Raw genomic sequence first — 15,500 nt, 5'->3', positions numbered from 1 at the left:
GCGCGCAGGGCCCGGCTCCGTGGGGGAGCCGGGCCCTGCCCGTGTGGAACGGAGGGGTGGGATCAGATCTCGTCGAAGTCGCCCGCGAGGGCCGAGGCGAGGCGCAGGTGCGGTCCTGCCTCCTCGGGGCGCCCCTGGCGTTCGAGGGTGCGGCCCAGCATCAGCCGCGCGTAGTGCTCCACCGGGTCACGCTCGACGATGACGCGCAACTCGGCCTCGGCGCGCCGCAGTTGGGCCGAGTGGTAGTAGGCGCGCGCCAGCAGCAGCCGGGGTCCTGTCTGCTCCGGCACCTCCCCGACCAGCCCGTCCAGGACGCGGGCCGCGGCGGCGTAGTCCTTGGCGTCGAAGAACATCCGCGCGCGCTCCCAGCGCTCCGCCTGTGTTCCGTGGTCGTAGTACGTGATGTCCACGCTGACCTCCTTCGAGGCCGACAACGGAGTAGGTTGGTTCAATATTCCACTATGTGATGGGGGCGGCGCGGGGCCCCTTCGCCGCCGGTCGAGGACGCGCTGACGCGACGGCTCCCACAGGACTAGGTTGGGCGACATGAGCAATCTTGATCGCGAGGCGGTTCCCGCCGTGTGCGGCGGCCGTGGTTTCGTCGTCGCGGAGCCGGTCCGCGAACTTCTCAGCCCTCGCCGCGTGAAGCTCGGCGAGTCCACCGAGGTCCGGCGCCTGCTGCCCAACCTGGGCCGCCGCATGGTCGGTGCCTGGTGCTTCGTCGACCACTACGGCCCCGATGACATCGCCGACGAGCCCGGCATGCAGGTGCCCCCGCACCCGCACATGGGCCTGCAGACCGTGAGCTGGCTCCACGACGGTGAGGTGCTGCACCGTGACTCCACCGGCAGTCTGCAGACGATCCGTCCGCGGGAACTGGGCCTGATGACCTCGGGCCGGGCCATCAGTCACTCCGAGGAGAGCCCGAAGTCCCACGCCCGCCTGCTGCACGGCGCCCAGCTGTGGGTCGCGCTCCCCGACAACCACCGCCACACCGATCCGCACTTCGAACACCACGCCGAGCTGCCGGTGGTCACGGCCCCCGGCCTCAAGGCCACGCTGATCCTCGGTGGCCTCGACGGAGCCACCTCGCCCGGCACGACGTACACCCCGATCGTCGGCGCCGACCTCACCCTGGACCACGGCGCGGACGTACGTCTGCCCCTGGAGCCCGACTTCGAGTACGCCGTCCTCTCCATGTCCGGCGAGGCCCACGTCGACGGCGTGCCCCTGCTGCCCGGATCCATGCTCTACCTCGGCTGCGGCCGCACCGAACTCCCCGTACGCGCCGAGTCGGACGCGAGCCTGATGCTGCTGGGCGGCGAGCCGTTCGAGGAGGAGCTGATCATGTTCTGGAACTGGATCGGACGGTCGCAAGAGGAGATCGCACAGGCCCGTCGGGACTGGATGGAAGGGTCAAGATTCGGTGAGGTGAAGGGGTACGACGGGGATCCACTGCCGGCCCCCGAGCGGCCGCCGGTGCCGTTGAAACCGCGGGGAAGAGTGCGCTGACCTGCGGGAACGCGTCAGCGTTGGAGGCCGCCGGGAGGAAGGCGGTCGGGTAATTCTTACTGCCTTCCACCTGCCTGCCCGGAAGCCGTCCGAACAGCCGGCCGGCTCAAGCCGGTGCGGTTGGCGATTCCCTAGTGTGGCTGTCTGTAGGCAGCTGTGGCAGGACTCTTGCTGACCCAATGCTGACTTTTCTGACACTTCGTCAGGCCGGGGTGAGAGATCCTTTCCCCGGCTTCGGCGCTTGCGTAGGCGTTTGCAGGTTCGGTGGTGTCCGGACCGCTGCCAGCCTGAACCGCCGCTGCGGGACATGTACATGGGAACTGGCAGGGCCGGACACTCGCCGAGGTCGCCAGTTCGCCTTCCTTCACGCCCGGTGCGGTGAACACGTCCTGGAGCTGCATCAGGCCTGTGGTGACGGTGCCGGTCTTGTCGAGGACGACCGTGTCGACGCGGCGGGTGGACTCCAGTACCTCGGGACCCTTGATCAGGATGCCGAGCTGGGCACAGCGTCCCGTACCGACCATGAGGGCGGTCGGCGTCGCTAGGCCGAGCGCGCACGGGCAGGCGATGATCAGGACGGCCACGGCAGCGGTGAAGGCGGCGGTCGCGTCACCTGTGACGCCGAGCCAGGCCCCGAGGGTGGCGGCGGCGATCAGCAGGACCGCGGGGACGAAGACGCCGGAGATCCGGTCGGCGAGGCGTTGCACCTCGGCCTTGCCGTTCTGGGCGTCCTCGACGAGCTTCGCCATACGGGCCAGCTGCGTGTCGGTGCCGACCCGGGTCGCCTCGACGACGAGGCGTCCACCGGCGTTCACGGTCGCCCCACTGACGGCGTCACCGACGCTGACGCCGACGGGCACCGATTCGCCGGTCAGCATGGAGGCGTCCACCGCCGACGCGCCCTCGACGACGGTGCCGTCGGTCGCGATCTTCTCGCCCGGGCGGACGACGAAGCGGTCGCCGACTGCCAACTGTGCGACGGGGATCCGCACTTCGGTGCCGCCCCGCAGCACGGAGACGTCCTTCGCGCCCAGTTCCAGCAGTGCCCTGAGTGCCGCACCCGCCTTGCGTTTGGACCTCGCCTCCAGGCAGCGCCCGGCGAGGATGAAAGTGGTCACCCCGGCCGCGGCCTCCAGATAGATGGAGGAGGAGCCGTCGGAACGGGAGATGGTGAACTCGAAGCCATGCCGCATGCCCGGCATGCGGGCGTCCCCGGAGAGCAGTGCCCACAGCGACCAGCCGAGCGCGGCGAGCGTGCCGATCGACACGAGTGTGTCCATGGTCGCCGTGCCGTGCCGGGCGTTCGTCCAGGCTGCCTTGTGGAAGGGGAACGCGCCCCAGACGACGACCGGGGCGGCCAGAGTCAGCGACAGCACTGCCAGTTGTCGAATTGCAGGGCCGACGCCATCGCCATCAGGACGACGGGCACCGAGAGTGCGAGTGACACGAACAGACGCTGCCGCAGAAAGAGCGACTCGTGGTCCGCAGCGGGCCGAGCGGCCCGGTCCTCGCCCTCGTCACCGCCCGGGGGAGTGGGAGGAGGCGGCTCCGCGGCGGTATAGCCGGTTATCTCGACGGTGGTGATGAGGTCGGCGACTTCGATGCCGTCCGGGTAGGAGATTTTTCGCCTTCTCGGTGGCGAAGTTGACGGTCGCCGTGACGCCGTCCATGCGGTTGAGCTTTTTCTCGATGCGGGCCGCGCAGGAGGCGCAGGTCATGCCGCCGATGGAGAGCTCGACCTCGGAGACGGGCGCGGGTGCCTTGTCGGGAAGCGTCTTCTCGGGAGCCGTGCTGGTCATGGAGATTCTCCTGTCGAAGGCCGGGACGTACGGCGTCCGTATCAGCGGAGCGGCACGTCCCGGCGGGAAGGAAAACGCGTGGTCCGGGGCCGCCTGACCCCGGACGGGCTCACGCCGCGCCGACGAGCTCGTAACCCGCCTCGTCGACGGCGGCACGGACGGCCTCCTCGTCGAGCGGGGCGGCAGAGGTGACCGTCACCTCACCGGTCTTGGCGACCGCCGTTACCGCGGTGACGCCGTCCAGCGCGGATATCTCCTGCGAGACCGCGCCCTCGCAGTGCCCGCAGGTCATGCCGGACACCTTGTAGACGGTGGTGACCCCGCCGCCCTGGGTGTCGGTCGCGGCGCCGGAGTGGCACGAACCGTCGGTGGAGCAGCAGGAGCCGGAGTTCTTCTGGTCGGTCATGGTTTTTCATCCTCGGGTGTCGGTGCGTGGACGCTTCGGGAGGAGCTCATCCCCGCTCCTCCCGAACGACTCGACAATATACCCCCCCGGGGTATCCGCGAGATGTGGGCCCGCCCACATCTCCCGCCTCTGACGATTCCTGCGACGCACTGCGCCCGTCTCGGTCCAGCAGATCTGGCCCGCGCCGTCGCCGGAGCCGTCAGCCGCTAGGCGACCATCATGAGCAGCATGGCGGACATGGTCCCGCCCATGCCGACGTGAGCGGCTAGGGCTGCCTCCGGGGTGGCGCCGGTCCTGCGGCGACGTCCGCCGTGGCGACCTCGTTCCGTGGTGCGTGCCTTGTCCCACACGGAAAGCGTCAGCGACGCCAGAAAGACGACGACCGTGTCCGGCATCGAGAGCAGCCAGCGCCCCCAGCTGCGGCGCCGACCGTTTTCTCGGCCTGCCGTGGGAACGGTCCTGTCGGTGCCGCGCATGCGTGCCCAAACCGATGCGGCGATCGACAGCAGGAAGTAGACGGCGAGCGCGGCGATCACGAAACGCCAGAGGGAAGACGATGACGAGGCGTCCGCTCCTGCGGCGGCGTGACCGCTCATGTGCGCCGCACCCATCCCGTGCGGCGACTCCATGCCGGCCATGCCCTCCATTTCGGCCGAGTGCTGCATGCCCGCCGCGTCTTCCATGCCCGGCATGCCCGGCATCGCGGAACCGTGGCCATGACCGCTGCCCAGCGCGAGGACGGGTCCGGACGACGTGGTCGTCATGGCCAGAGTCATGATCACCATGCCGATGCTGCCCACGATGAGGTGTACCCAGTGGCGGCCTTCCTTCCAGCCGCGTTCACGCGTGTGCTTAACGGCCAGCACTATGGCGCCAAGCCCGAGGAGGGCGAACAACGCCGACCACCACATGCCGAGGCCCCCGTACCAGGCTGCCGTCGCGGGCAGGGCCATGGCGGCCATGCACAGCCCCATCAGCAGGTCACCGCCCGCCGCATAGCGGCTTTCGCCGCTCGTGGTCACGACCCGCACCGCGCCGACGGCGGCGACCATAGCGGAGACCGCCGCTATGGACCAGCTCAGAGTCAGAGTTCCCATGTCCACCCTTCTTTGTGCGTCCCGCTGAGCCACGTGAGTGGTGACTGCTGGGACTTAGTACGCGCCGGGGTGGAGGAGTGCTCAGTATCTGCTAAGTGGGTTAGTAGTCAGGGGCGAAAGGCAGTGAGGGCTTTGCTGATCGGCAGCAGAATGAGTGCCCGATTGGTGAGCCCCGTTCAGGAGCGATCCTTTCGCCCAGCGTTGCGCAGTGCCTTGCGTAGCGCGCTGACCTCTTCCGGGCCCATCTGCTCCAGGAAGTGGGCGAAGGCCACAGGGCGGTCCTCGCTGGCGCCGAGTGCATCCTCCATCAGCGCGGCCGCGTATTGTTCGCGCGTGCGGACTGGAGAGTACGCCCAGGCGCGACCCTGCTTGTCGCGCAGCAGCCAGCCCTTGCTGTACAGGATGTTCGCCACCGTCATCACGGTGGTGTAGGCAAGCGGCCGCTCCTTGTTGATGTCGTCGACGATCTCCCGAACCGTCGCGGGGCGCTTCCAACGCCACAGGCGGTCCATGATCTCCGCCTCGAGTTCCCCCAACCGCCGCATGGTCGCTCCCTGATCGCCGCTCTACGTAGGCTCACAGTAGAACGCACGCTCGGGGCGCAGGTCGGGAGCGTCATGGTCGACCGTCCGGGGCCCTCGCCGAAGCAAACCGGTCATGTGTGTGGCTCGTTAACGCGCTGCGGTGCGGGAGTTGACGGACCAAGGTCTACGAGCCGTTAGTATCACGGCATGATTACGGCTTGGTCACTCCCGCGGCTGGTGCGGGCTCGCGCGTCTGCGGGTCCGTTGCTGCGTGTGTTGGCCATGGCTGTGTTGCTGTTCGGCATCGTGTCCACCCATGGACTGAGCGCCGAGAGCACCAAAGGACACCTGGTGACCAGCGCTGCAGCACCCGTGGCCCTGTTGCACGAGGAGATCCTCGGAGCCGAGGACGAGCAGACCGCGCCCCGGCTGATCGCGACAGGCGAGCAGGGCGGTGGTCATGGCTCCTCGCATACAAGTGAGCACTGCGTCTCCGGCCAGCCGCAGCAGGGTCCTGTGCTGACGCCGCCGCGCTTTGCAGTGTCGGTCAGCGAATCGACCAACGTCGAGCGGGTCTCGGAGAGGCCGAGTTTCAACGAGCCGGCAATGTCTGCAGCGTCGTCGACGGCTCAGAGATTGTCCGTGGTTCAGCAGGTCTAGAAGCAGTAGTCCTCTTCTTCCTTCGGCTGCTCCGGCCACCCCTGTCAACGGGTGTGGGGCCGGCTCGCCGGCTCGTGCACGACGAGCACCGGATCTCCCGCAAATGGAGGTGACTCCGGCTCTGCGTCGTCGAGGCCGTACTACCCCCACCCATGCCTGCCGTCTCCCTCTGCCGTGGCTGCCGCTGTGGCCGAAGGGAGCGAGCGCACGGAGGACCTGTGTCGACACACTCCCGCACCCCCACGCCTGACGTGCGTGCCCTGGCCGACTCGCGTCGGCGGCGCCCACTTCTTGCTCTGCTGTCCGGAGCCCTGCTCGTGGTGCTCGGGCTGTGCGCCCTCACGCACGGGCAGTTCGAAGAGGAGGGGCGGCTGACACCCACCGCCACCACGGCCTCCGGATGGCCCGCGGTGGCGAGCGATGTGGTGCCTCATGGGCCGCATCGACACCATGGGGTCGAGAAGTGTGGCCTGGACGGGGCTGCCCGTACGACGGTTCAGGCCGCTCACAATGCACCCGCTGAGGTCGGGACTGCCGCGTTCGCCGACGTTCCCGAGGCCCTCGTACGGCAGCAGCCCCAGCGTCGGCAGCTCCGAACCCGCGTAAGACGTACGGGTAGAACCGTGCTTGTTCGCACCTCGCGGTGGCGTATCTAGACCTCTCGCTCGCAGCCGGCCCCGCTCGGCTGCCGCGCGACGGCCCCACAGCCTCGGACGGAGTGACCGTCCGCTGTGCGGCTGTGGCGCGTGAAGAACATGCACCGCGTATTCATCGAGCGAGAGCGAAATGACATGCAGTCAATGACGAACACCGCCGCAATGCCCGAGCGGTCCGCTTTGTCGGCGCTGGTGGGCAACACGCCGCTGCTGAGGGTGTCCCAGCCCCTGACGCACCCGGACCGCGGCTTTTGGGCGAAGCTGGAGGGCTTCAACCCTGGCGGCATCAAGGACCGGCCGGGTCTGCACATGGTGGAGCGGGCCCGCGCCCGGGGCGACTTGCGCCCCGGCGCTCGGATCATCGAGTCCACCAGCGGCACTCTCGGACTGGGCCTCGCCCTGGCCGGAATGGTGTACGGCCACCCGGTCACTCTGGTCACCGACCCCGGCCTGGAGATGTCAATGACCCGGCTGCTGACCGCGTACGGCGCCCAGATCAACGTCGTCTCCGAGCCGCACCCCACCGGCGGCTGGCAGCAGGCTCGCCGTGAGCGCGTAGAGCAGCTCATGGCTCAGCACTCGGGTTCGTGGTGCCCGGATCAGTACAACAACCCGGACAACACCACCGCCTACACCCCGCTCGCCCTGGAACTGGCGTCCGAGCTCGGCCACATCGACGTCCTCGTGTGCAGTGTCGGCACGGGCGGCCACTCCGCCGGCGTCTCCCGCGTGCTGAAGCAGCTCTACCCCGAGCTGAAGGTGGTCGGCGTCGACACCATCGGCTCCACGATCTTCGGCCAGCCGGCCCGGCCACGGCTGATGCGGGGCCTGGGATCGAGCATCTATCCGCGCAACGTCGCCTACGACGCCTTCTCCGAGGTCCACTGGGTGGCCCCGGCCGAGGCGGTGTGGACCTGCCGCCAGTTGGCCGGCTCGCACTACGCCACCGGCGGGTGGAGCGTCGGTGCCGTAGCCCTGGTCGCCGGATGGCTGGCCCGGACCCTGCCCGGCGACACCCGAATCGCCGCGATCTTCCCTGACGGCCCCCAGCGTTACCTCGGGACGGTCTTCGACGACGACTACTGCGCCGCGCACGGCCTCCTCGACGCCCCTCCTGCTCCGGAACCGGAGGTGATCGGACGCGTGGACGAGAAGGAGGTCGCTCGCTGGACCCGGTGCGCCACCGTGGTCGACCCGCTTACCCTGGCTGAGCCGGCACAGGAATCCGACGTGCTCGACGCACTGGACCGCAAGGAAGGAACCGGCGAGAACGCCGGGCGCGGCCACGCCGACGCTGTGGAGGAGAGCCGGTGAAGGGCACCCTCGCACAGGTGCGCAGCTACGAACGCAGCGTCCAGCTGTTGATGGTCAATCAGTTCACCATCAACTTGGGCTTCTACATGCTGATGCCCTATCTGGCCGCTCACCTGTCCGGCACCCTCGGACTGGCCGGCTGGATCGTCGGACTGGTCCTCGGCGTGCGGAACTTCAGCCAGCAGGGCATGTTCCTGGTCGGCGGGACGCTCGCCGACCGGTTCGGCTACAAGCCGATGATCGTGGCCGGGTGCGTGCTGCGCACGGTCGGCTTCGCGACGCTCGGCCTGGTCGACTCACTTGCCGCGTTGATTGCCGCTTCCGCGGCCACCGGGCTCGCCGGGGCACTGTTCAACCCGGCCGTCCGGGCGTACCTCGCCGCGGACGCGGGGGAGCGCAGAGTCGAGGCGTTCGCCCTGTTCAACGTCTTCTACCAGGCCGGCATCCTGCTGGGCCCCCTCGTGGGCATGATGCTGACTGGCGTGGACTTCCGCCTCACCTGCCTGGTCGCAGCCGGGATCTTCGCGCTGCTCAGCATCGTGCAGATCCGGGCCCTGCCGACGCGACGGGCTGACGACTCCAAGGGCGGCAAGCCGGGGCAGGACCGCGACGGCGTACTGGCCCAGTGGCGTGGCATCCTCGCCAACCGGCCGTTCCTGCTCTTCTCCGGCGCCATGATCGGCTCGTACGTCCTCTCCTTCCAGGTGTATCTCGCACTGCCGCTGGAGGTACGACGGGTCGGCGGTGACGGTGAGTTCGGCACAGCCGCGGTGGCCGCGCTCTTCGCCGTCTCCGGGCTGAGCACGATCGTCGGCCAGACGCGAGTAACCGCCTGGTGCAAGGCCCGCTACGAGCCGGGCGAGGCCCTGACCCGGGGGTTGGCCGCCATGGGCCTGGCCTTTGTGCCCCTGTTGCTGGCCACCGCAGTGCCCGTCCCGGACTCAGGTGTGGGTCTGTGGCTGCTGGCCGCAGTACCGCCCATGCTGGCCGCGCTGTTGCTGGCCATCGGCACGATGATCGCCTACCCCTTCGAGATGGACACCATCGTCCGCCTCTCCGGCGACCGTCTCGTCGCCACGCACTACGGGCTCTACAACACCATCTGCGGGATCGGCATCACCCTCGGCAACCTCCTCACCGGCGCGGCGCTCGACGCCGCCCGCGAGGCGGGGATGCCCGCGTTGCCGTGGATCTCCTTGTGCGCGCTCGGCCTCGCCTGCGCGGCCGCCCTGTACGGCCTGCACCGTACTGGCCGTCTGGCGACTCCGGCAGCCGAGCCGCGGCCCATCGCCGCCTGACCGACTGACCGCTGACCGTGTGCGGCTGAACTGGATCGGCCGCACACGTGTCGGGCGAAGCGGCTCAGACGGCGACGCGTACGGCAGCTTCCGTGCCGACACGATCCGCCAGCACCTGCTGGAAATCGGCACACTGGGTGAAGTCCTCCTGATCGCAGTCGAGGGCGCATTCGACGAGCTCGAGTGATGCCTGCGCGGCTGCGATCCGGGAACGAAGGCGGAGAGGGAACCCTGGCTCATCTGGAGTGCGGCGAGGGCGATGGCCGCCGCGGTACCGACGAGCGTGGGGGTGGCATCGGCAGCCGCCCTCGCATTCATCGCACGCCGCCGTCTGGTCCGTGTCCGACCGCCTCCCGTAGCCCTACGACCAGCACGAGAACACGACCGACAGCCCGAACCAGCCCCATGCCAGCAACTTCAAGTTGGTGGCCTGTCAATGCCGAACGCCGGTTGCGTGCTATCCGTCGTAGGCCCCGACCGACGTCAGCTCAGTTCAGGGTCTGAGCGGTGTACAGGGCGCCCACGGCCACAGAGAGGGTGCCGAGCAGGAGGCGTAGGGCCCGTTCGGGCGTGCGGGGTTGGAGGCGCGCGCCGAGGTAGCCGCCGATCAGGCCGCCGGTGCCGCAGGCGAGTCCGAGCCACCCGTCGGGGGCGACGTTACCGGAACTCACAAAGGACAGCACCGCATATGTGGCGGCGCCGACGAGGGAGGTGGCGAACGTGGCGGCGAGCGCGGCCGGGGCGACGCGGGCGACGGGCAGGCCACGTCCGGCGAGGATCGGGCCGAGGAGTGAGCCGCCGCCGATGCCGTAGATCCCGCAGACCACCCCGACTGCCAGGGCGAGGCCGGTGAGTGCGCGCGGGTGCAACTCGCCCGCCTGGACTCGGCCCGGCTGCTCACCCCGATCCAGCCCGGCCGAACCTGCAACGGTGAGCGGTCGCTGAAGAGCGCCGCCGAGATGGCCGACCTCGCCGAGGAGGTCGCCCGCGCGGCCGGCCAGGAACACGGCGGGGCCGCGCACCTGCTGGCGACCACCGCCCGCACCGCCTCCGAGTGCCACCTCGACCCGCACTCCGATCTCGGGATCGGCCGGGTGCACTTCCCCGAGGAGCGCGTCATCAGTCTGGCCCCAGGCACGTCCGCCCGGGTGCTGCGCGAGCGGTGCGAGGCGGCGATGGTCCGCCACGACTACGACCGCTCTGCAGCTATGCGGGCCCGCCTGGACGACGAGCTCCCGGTACTGAACACACTGGGCTGGCCCCTCCTACGCCCTGACGGTTGCTCAAGTCGTGGATGGCATACGGGAGATGGGCATCCGCATGCAGGCCCGGGGTTCCGGCGCGGGCTTCCTCGTGCACCTGCTCGGCATCTCCTTCGCGAACCCGCTGGAACACGAACTGCTGATGGAACGGAGGGACTTCCTCCGAAAACCTTCTCGTTATATCTTGACGCGGCCGATGTTATCGCTCACAGTGCCACGTGGTGCGTTCAGTCGCACCACCGGTTGGCTACTCAACACCTACACCCCCACATATTCCTGCACGGCTCGTCCTCGGAAATGTTAGCGCTAACACGTCACTTCCAGGGCAGTTGTCCGTGCGCTGGTGTCGTCGGCGTCCGCGCCGATGCGGCCCGTCTCATGTCGGCGTTCCCAATGAGGGAAGGAAGACGCTATGTCGGTTGGGTTTGCGCGCGTCGCGAGGTGGCGTCGTCGGTGGCGGTCGGGGGTGGCCGCCGCGGCAGCCATGGCGATTGTGGGCGTGTTGCTCGCGGTGGCCACGACGCCGGCGTCGGCCGCCACGGTGGACACCACCGCCTGGTACGTACTGGTGAACCGCAACAGCGGCAAGGCCCTCGACGTCTACAACTACTCCACCGCCGACGGCGCCAACGTCGTCCAGTGGACCCGCACCAACGCCAACAACCAGCAGTTCCAGTTCGTGGACTCCGGCGGCGGCTACTACCGGATCAAGGCGCGGCACTCGGGCAAGGTGATCGACGTGTCCAGCTGGTCGACAGCCGACGGTGCCGCCATCCACCAGTGGACCGACCACGGCGGCGCCAACCAGCAGTTCCGGTTGGCCGACTCCGACAGCGGCTACGTCCGGCTGATCAACCGCAACAGCAACAAGGCGGTCGAGGTCCAGAACGCGGCGACCAACGACGGCGCCAACGTCGTGCAGTACAGCGACTGGGGCGGCACCAACCAGCAGTGGCAACTCGTCCAGGTGGATGGGGGCACCGGCTCCGGCCCGTGCGACATCTACGGCGCAGGTGGTACGCCCTGCGTGGCGGCGCACAGCACAACGCGCGCCCTCTACAGCGCCTACAACGGAGACCTGTATCAGGTCAGACGCTCCTCAGACAACACAACCCGCAACATCGGCGTACTGACCCCTGGCGGCGTCGCCAACGCGGCGGCCCAGGACTCTTTCTGCGCAAACACCACGTGTGTCATCACGGTCCTGTTCGATCAGTCCGGGCGTGGCAACGACCTGTGGTACCAGGGTTCCAGCGTGGTCCCAGGTTCACCACAGAGCCGCCCGGCCGTAGCGACCACCGAATCGCTGACGGTCGGTGGCAGCAAGGCCTACTCGCTATACATCAACCCCGGGAACAGCTACTGGCGCGACGGCCACCTGACGGGTGTCCCGACGGGCAGCGCACCCGAGGGCATGTATATGGTCACCAGCGGTACGCATGTCAACAGCGGCTGCTGCTTCGACTACGGCAACAGCGAAACCACCCGCAAGGCCGACGGGCCAGGTGCCATGGACGCCATCTACTTCGGGACGAGCTGCTGGTTCGGCGGCTGCTCCGGAACCGGACCCTGGGTGCAGGCCGACCTCGAATGGGGCCTGTTCCCAGGTGGCAGCAGCACGTGGAACCCGAACCAGCAGGCGTTCACCAGCAAGTTCGTCACGGCGACACTCAAGAACAACGGGACGTCGCGATTCGCGATCAAGGGCAGCAATGCCCAGGCCGGAAGCCTGTACACCCTATGGGACGGCGCGCTTCCCAACGAGCCCAACGTATACAGCCCGATGAAGAAGCAAGGCGCCATCGTCTTGGGCAGTGGCGGCGACTGCTGCTCACCCGACGTAGGCAATATCAACGATAGCGCGGGCACGTTCTACGAGGGTGCCATGGTCTCGGGCTACCCGTCGGATGCGACCGAAAATGCGGTCCAGGCGAACATCGCCGCCGCCGGCTACCGATGAACCAGACCCGGCCGCCGGCCTGACGGGTACAAGCGGTGCCGCCGCTCTAAGGCGGCGGCACCGCTTCGCCCTGTCAGAACCAGTACCTCATGATCGTCGAAGCGCAGGACTGGCGCGGCCGCTTCTTCCGCTCGTTCACGGCCACCAGCCTCGGCGGCACGTGGACACCGCAGGCCGACACCCAGAGCAACCCCTTCGCCGGCAAGGCCAACAGCGGCGCGACCTGGACCAACGACATCAGCCACGGCGATCTGGTTCGCACCAACCCCGACCAGACCCAGACCGTTGACCCTTGCAATCTGTAGTTCCTCTACCAGGGGCGCGACCCCAGCACCGACGGCATGGACTACGGCCTCCTGCCGTACCGGCCGGGCGTGCTGACACTGCAGCGCTAGAGGTCCGGCTTCTCGGTCCCCGCCGACGCCACCCCTTCATATCCCAACGGAATAAAGGACTCAAACAGTGACATTCACACTTCAGCGGTCGTCGAAACGCGTCCTCGCCTTGACGATAAGCCTTCTATGCATGATGGCATTTCTTCCGGCCGCGGCCCGGGCAGACAACCCGATCGTGCAACACGTTTACACCGCCGACCCGGCACCGCTGGTCTACAACGGCCGGGTCTACCTGTACACCGGACACGATGAGGACAACTCGACGCCGACGTCTTTCACGATGCGCGACTGGCGGGTGTGGTCCTCGTCAGACATGGTGAACTGGACTGATCACGGCTCGCCGATGAGCCTGGCGACCTTCAGCTGGGCCAGCGCGGACGCCTGGGCGGGACAGGCCGTCTACCGCAACGGCAAGTTCTACTGGTATGTGCCGGTGCGAATGTCCAACGGATCGCAAGCCATCGGAGTCGGGGTCTCGGACAGCCCCACCGGGCCGTTCCGCGACGCGCTCGGCGGTCCACTGATCCAGAACTCCGAAATCGACCCCACCGTCTTCATCGACGACGACGGACAAGCCTACCTGTATTACGGCAACCCGAGTCTGTGGTATGTGCGGCTCAACGCCGACATGATCTCGTACTCCGGCAGCCCGACGCAGATACCGCTGACCACCGCGGGGTTCGGCACCCGCACGGGAGATGCGAACCGGCCCACCCTGTACGAGGAAGGCCCGTGGTTCTACAAGCGAAACGGCCTGTACTACATGGTGTTCGCGGCGAAATGCTGCTCTGAGTTCATCGCCTACTCCACCTCGCCCGGCCCGACCGGACCGTGGACGTATCGCGGCACCATCATGCCCTCGCAGGGCAGCAGCTTCACCAACCACGTCGGCGTCATCGACTTCAACGGCGGCTCGTACTTCTTCTACCACAACGGCGCTCTGCCGGGCGGCGGTGGCTTCACCCGGTCGGTCGCGGTGGAGAAGTTCAGCTACAACGCCGACGGCACCATTCCAACGATCAATATGACGACGGCCGGGGCGCCGCAGGCCGGCACGCTCGATCCTTATGTCCGCCAGGAAGCCGAGACCATCGCGTGGGGCAGCGGCATCGAAACCGAACCCTCCAGCGAGGGCGGGATGAACATCAGCTGGATTGAAAACGGCGATTACATCAAGGTCAAGGGCGTAGCATTCGGCGCCGGTGCCAGCTCGTTCACCGCCAGGGCGGCCTCAAGCACCAGCGGCGGCCGAGTTGAGCTGCACCTGGACAGTACTACTGGGCCAACGGTCGGGACATGCACTGTGTCGGGCACCGGAGGCTGGCAGACCTGGAGCACGGTCTCGTGCCCTGTTACCGGTGCGACCGGGACCCACGATCTGTACCTGCGCTTCGCCGGTGGCAGCGGGTACCTGTTCAATATGAACTGGTGGCAGTTCACCACCGGCCAGCCCGCCTTCTCGTCAACCGCCGTCGCCCAGCACAGCGGGTACTGCCTGGACGACCCCAACCAGAGCACCGCCGACGGCACTCAGTACCGGCAGTACACCTGCGGCGCCGGTGAGGAACAGCGGTTCGACTTCCAGCCGGTGCCAGGGGTGGCGGACACCTACTTCCTGGTGAACCACTACAGCGGCAAGTGCCTCGACATCCGCGGCGTCTCCACCGACGACGGCGCGGCGGTCCACCAGTGGACCTGCCACGGCGGCACGAACCAGCAGTTCACGCTGCGGCAGGTCGCCGCCAACGACTACCAGCTCGTCGCGGTGCACAGCGGCAAGTGCGTGGACGTCAGCGAGATCTCCACCGCCGTCGGAGCACTGGTCCACCAGTGGACCTGTGACTCCGCCAGTGCCCTGGCCACCAAGAAGAACCAGGTCTGGCGCCTGACCGGCAAGAGCTGAACCAACACAGGGTCGGGCCCGGGCCGGCAACCCGGCGCCCGACCCTGTCCAGGGCCTTTTGCTGGCCGGGATAGCCGATGTACGCCACTGGACGAGCAGCAGTTTCAGCAGGTCAGGTCAGTTGCAGCGGTGCGGGAGGTGGCGAACCAGTGGCTGTGGGACACCCTGTACGGGCTGCGTCACCCGAGCCGGTGCGCGTCCAGCAGGATCGCCTTCAGCTTGTCGAACGCATTGGACTGCGCGGCCAGGCCCACCCCGTTGCGTTCCATGGTCTGGATGAAGTCCTCGACGACCTTGTGGTCGAACGAGTTCATCCGCCGGCTGCCCAGGAGCGGCAGAAGATGGATGGAGAACAGGGACTCCAGATGCGCCATGGACGCCGGCCCCAGGTCCCGCTCCCGGGCTTTCCACTGCGCCGCGTACTCCTGAAACCGCGTCACCTCGTACTTCGCGACCCGATCCTCCTTCGCCTGACCATGCGTGGCCGCCTTCTTCGCCTTGTAGATTTCCAGCAAACGCTCGGTGGCCTGGTCCTGCGTCGCGAACCCGGACTCCTCCGCCTGCCTCCCCGCCGCCGACCGATACCGGATCTTGTACGAGTGAGGACACTTCGACCACCGCGACCGCGGATGCTCACACTCCTTGAAAAACGACCCCATCCCACGTTGCAACGCAACCGAAGCCATGACCTGCTGACCCCATCGACCGATGCTG

14 protein-coding genes and 2 pseudogenes are annotated in these 15,500 nt (G+C 67.9%); 9 read left to right on the top strand and 7 right to left on the bottom strand.

Going from position 1 to position 15,500, the window contains the following annotated elements; genetic code table 11:
- Positions 1 to 62: 62 nt before the first annotated feature.
- Positions 63 to 410 carry a tetratricopeptide repeat protein gene (locus AC067M_RS09125; RefSeq protein ID WP_478696341.1) on the bottom strand — a complete coding sequence of 116 codons (348 nt, stop codon included), beginning with the start codon at positions 408 to 410 and terminating at the stop codon, positions 63 to 65.
- A 136-nt stretch (positions 411 to 546) separates the two neighbouring features.
- On the opposite strand from AC067M_RS09125, the gene AC067M_RS09120 reads away from it, so the two are divergent.
- Positions 547 to 1,512, top strand: coding sequence for a pirin family protein (locus tag AC067M_RS09120; RefSeq protein ID WP_478696340.1), 966 nt, complete (start codon positions 547 to 549; stop codon positions 1,510 to 1,512).
- A 131-nt stretch (positions 1,513 to 1,643) separates the two neighbouring features.
- Here the strand turns inward: AC067M_RS09120 and AC067M_RS09115 are convergent.
- The 4 genes and pseudogenes from AC067M_RS09115 to AC067M_RS09100 form a co-directional block, all read right to left on the bottom strand.
- Positions 1,644 to 3,311 (bottom strand): annotated as a pseudogene (locus tag AC067M_RS09115) (heavy metal translocating P-type ATPase).
- A gap of 109 nt (positions 3,312 to 3,420) precedes the next feature.
- Positions 3,421 to 3,717, bottom strand: a complete 297-nt coding sequence (locus AC067M_RS09110; protein ID WP_478696339.1) for a heavy-metal-associated domain-containing protein — start codon at positions 3,715 to 3,717, stop codon at positions 3,421 to 3,423.
- A 206-nt stretch (positions 3,718 to 3,923) separates the two neighbouring features.
- Entirely contained in the window at positions 3,924 to 4,769 is an 846-nt protein-coding gene (locus AC067M_RS09105) for a DUF5134 domain-containing protein (protein ID WP_478696338.1), read from the bottom strand.
- A gap of 221 nt (positions 4,770 to 4,990) precedes the next feature.
- Positions 4,991 to 5,359 carry a BlaI/MecI/CopY family transcriptional regulator gene (locus tag AC067M_RS09100; protein WP_478696337.1) on the bottom strand — a complete coding sequence of 123 codons (369 nt, stop codon included), beginning with the start codon at positions 5,357 to 5,359 and terminating at the stop codon, positions 4,991 to 4,993.
- A 261-nt stretch (positions 5,360 to 5,620) separates the two neighbouring features.
- On the opposite strand from AC067M_RS09100, the gene AC067M_RS09095 reads away from it, so the two are divergent.
- The 4 genes from AC067M_RS09095 (at position 5,621) to AC067M_RS09080 (ending at position 9,453) form a co-directional block, all read left to right on the top strand.
- Positions 5,621 to 5,998 carry a hypothetical protein gene (locus AC067M_RS09095; RefSeq protein WP_478696336.1) on the top strand — a complete coding sequence of 126 codons (378 nt, stop codon included), beginning with the start codon at positions 5,621 to 5,623 and terminating at the stop codon, positions 5,996 to 5,998.
- Between the two features lie 791 nt (positions 5,999 to 6,789).
- Positions 6,790 to 7,968, top strand: a complete 1,179-nt coding sequence (locus tag AC067M_RS09090) for a PLP-dependent cysteine synthase family protein (protein ID WP_478696335.1) — start codon at positions 6,790 to 6,792, stop codon at positions 7,966 to 7,968.
- A complete protein-coding gene (locus tag AC067M_RS09085; protein ID WP_478696334.1) occupies positions 7,965 to 9,266 on the top strand; it encodes an MFS transporter in 1,302 nt (433 codons plus the stop codon). The genes AC067M_RS09090 and AC067M_RS09085 overlap by 4 nt, the downstream gene beginning before the upstream one ends.
- 19 nt (positions 9,267 to 9,285) lie before the next feature.
- The gene (locus AC067M_RS09080) at positions 9,286 to 9,453 is read left to right on the top strand and encodes a hypothetical protein (RefSeq protein ID WP_478696333.1); all 168 of its coding nucleotides are present in this window, start codon (positions 9,286 to 9,288) and stop codon (positions 9,451 to 9,453) included.
- 301 nt (positions 9,454 to 9,754) lie between these two features.
- Here the strand turns inward: AC067M_RS09080 and AC067M_RS09075 are convergent, their stop codons facing one another.
- Positions 9,755 to 10,453, bottom strand: a complete 699-nt coding sequence (locus tag AC067M_RS09075; protein WP_478696332.1) for a sulfite exporter TauE/SafE family protein — start codon at positions 10,451 to 10,453, stop codon at positions 9,755 to 9,757.
- Between the two features lie 121 nt (positions 10,454 to 10,574).
- Between AC067M_RS09075 and AC067M_RS09070 the strand changes: the two genes are divergently transcribed.
- The 4 genes and pseudogenes from AC067M_RS09070 to AC067M_RS09055 all read left to right on the top strand — a co-directional run bounded on the left by AC067M_RS09070 (position 10,575) and on the right by AC067M_RS09055 (position 14,786).
- Entirely contained in the window at positions 10,575 to 10,832 is a 258-nt protein-coding gene (locus AC067M_RS09070) for a hypothetical protein (protein ID WP_478696331.1), read from the top strand.
- Between the two features lie 180 nt (positions 10,833 to 11,012).
- Positions 11,013 to 12,488, top strand: a complete 1,476-nt coding sequence (locus AC067M_RS09065; RefSeq protein ID WP_478696434.1) for an arabinofuranosidase catalytic domain-containing protein — start codon at positions 11,013 to 11,015, stop codon at positions 12,486 to 12,488.
- Between the two features lie 74 nt (positions 12,489 to 12,562).
- Positions 12,563 to 12,883: pseudogene (locus AC067M_RS09060) on the top strand (non-reducing end alpha-L-arabinofuranosidase family hydrolase); the annotation flags it as partial.
- Between the two features lie 67 nt (positions 12,884 to 12,950).
- Positions 12,951 to 14,786 carry a family 43 glycosylhydrolase gene (locus AC067M_RS09055; protein ID WP_478696330.1) on the top strand — a complete coding sequence of 612 codons (1,836 nt, stop codon included), beginning with the start codon at positions 12,951 to 12,953 and terminating at the stop codon, positions 14,784 to 14,786.
- Between the two features lie 179 nt (positions 14,787 to 14,965).
- Here AC067M_RS09055 and AC067M_RS09050 read toward each other — a convergent pair whose 3' ends face one another.
- Entirely contained in the window at positions 14,966 to 15,472 is a 507-nt protein-coding gene (locus AC067M_RS09050; protein ID WP_478696329.1) for a hypothetical protein, read from the bottom strand.
- Between the last annotated feature and the right edge of the window lie 28 nt (positions 15,473 to 15,500).

The organism is Streptomyces sp. NPDC043427, assembly GCF_056436655.1.
Note: the sequence above shows the minus strand (reverse complement) of the source record. Positions and strands in the feature narration are given on the sequence as shown.

Bases quoted from the DNA above. Each gene is read 5' to 3' on its own strand.
- AC067M_RS09100 (WP_478696337.1), bottom strand. From the start codon at position 5,359: ATGCGGCGGTTGGGGGAACTCGAGGCGGAGATCATGGACCGCCTGTGG.
- AC067M_RS09090 (WP_478696335.1), top strand. From the start codon at position 6,790: ATGCAGTCAATGACGAACACCGCCGCAATGCCCGAGCGGTCCGCTTTG.
- AC067M_RS09050 (WP_478696329.1), bottom strand. From the start codon at position 15,472: ATGGCTTCGGTTGCGTTGCAACGTGGGATGGGGTCGTTTTTCAAGGAG.
- AC067M_RS09065 (WP_478696434.1), top strand. From the start codon at position 11,013: ATGGCGATTGTGGGCGTGTTGCTCGCGGTGGCCACGACGCCGGCGTCG.
- AC067M_RS09110 (WP_478696339.1), bottom strand. From the start codon at position 3,717: ATGACCGACCAGAAGAACTCCGGCTCCTGCTGCTCCACCGACGGTTCG.
- AC067M_RS09095 (WP_478696336.1), top strand. From the start codon at position 5,621: ATGGCTGTGTTGCTGTTCGGCATCGTGTCCACCCATGGACTGAGCGCC.
- AC067M_RS09105 (WP_478696338.1), bottom strand. From the start codon at position 4,769: ATGGTCGCCGCCGTCGGCGCGGTGCGGGTCGTGACCACGAGCGGCGAA.
- AC067M_RS09120 (WP_478696340.1), top strand. From the start codon at position 547: ATGAGCAATCTTGATCGCGAGGCGGTTCCCGCCGTGTGCGGCGGCCGT.
- AC067M_RS09070 (WP_478696331.1), top strand. From the start codon at position 10,575: ATGGGCATCCGCATGCAGGCCCGGGGTTCCGGCGCGGGCTTCCTCGTG.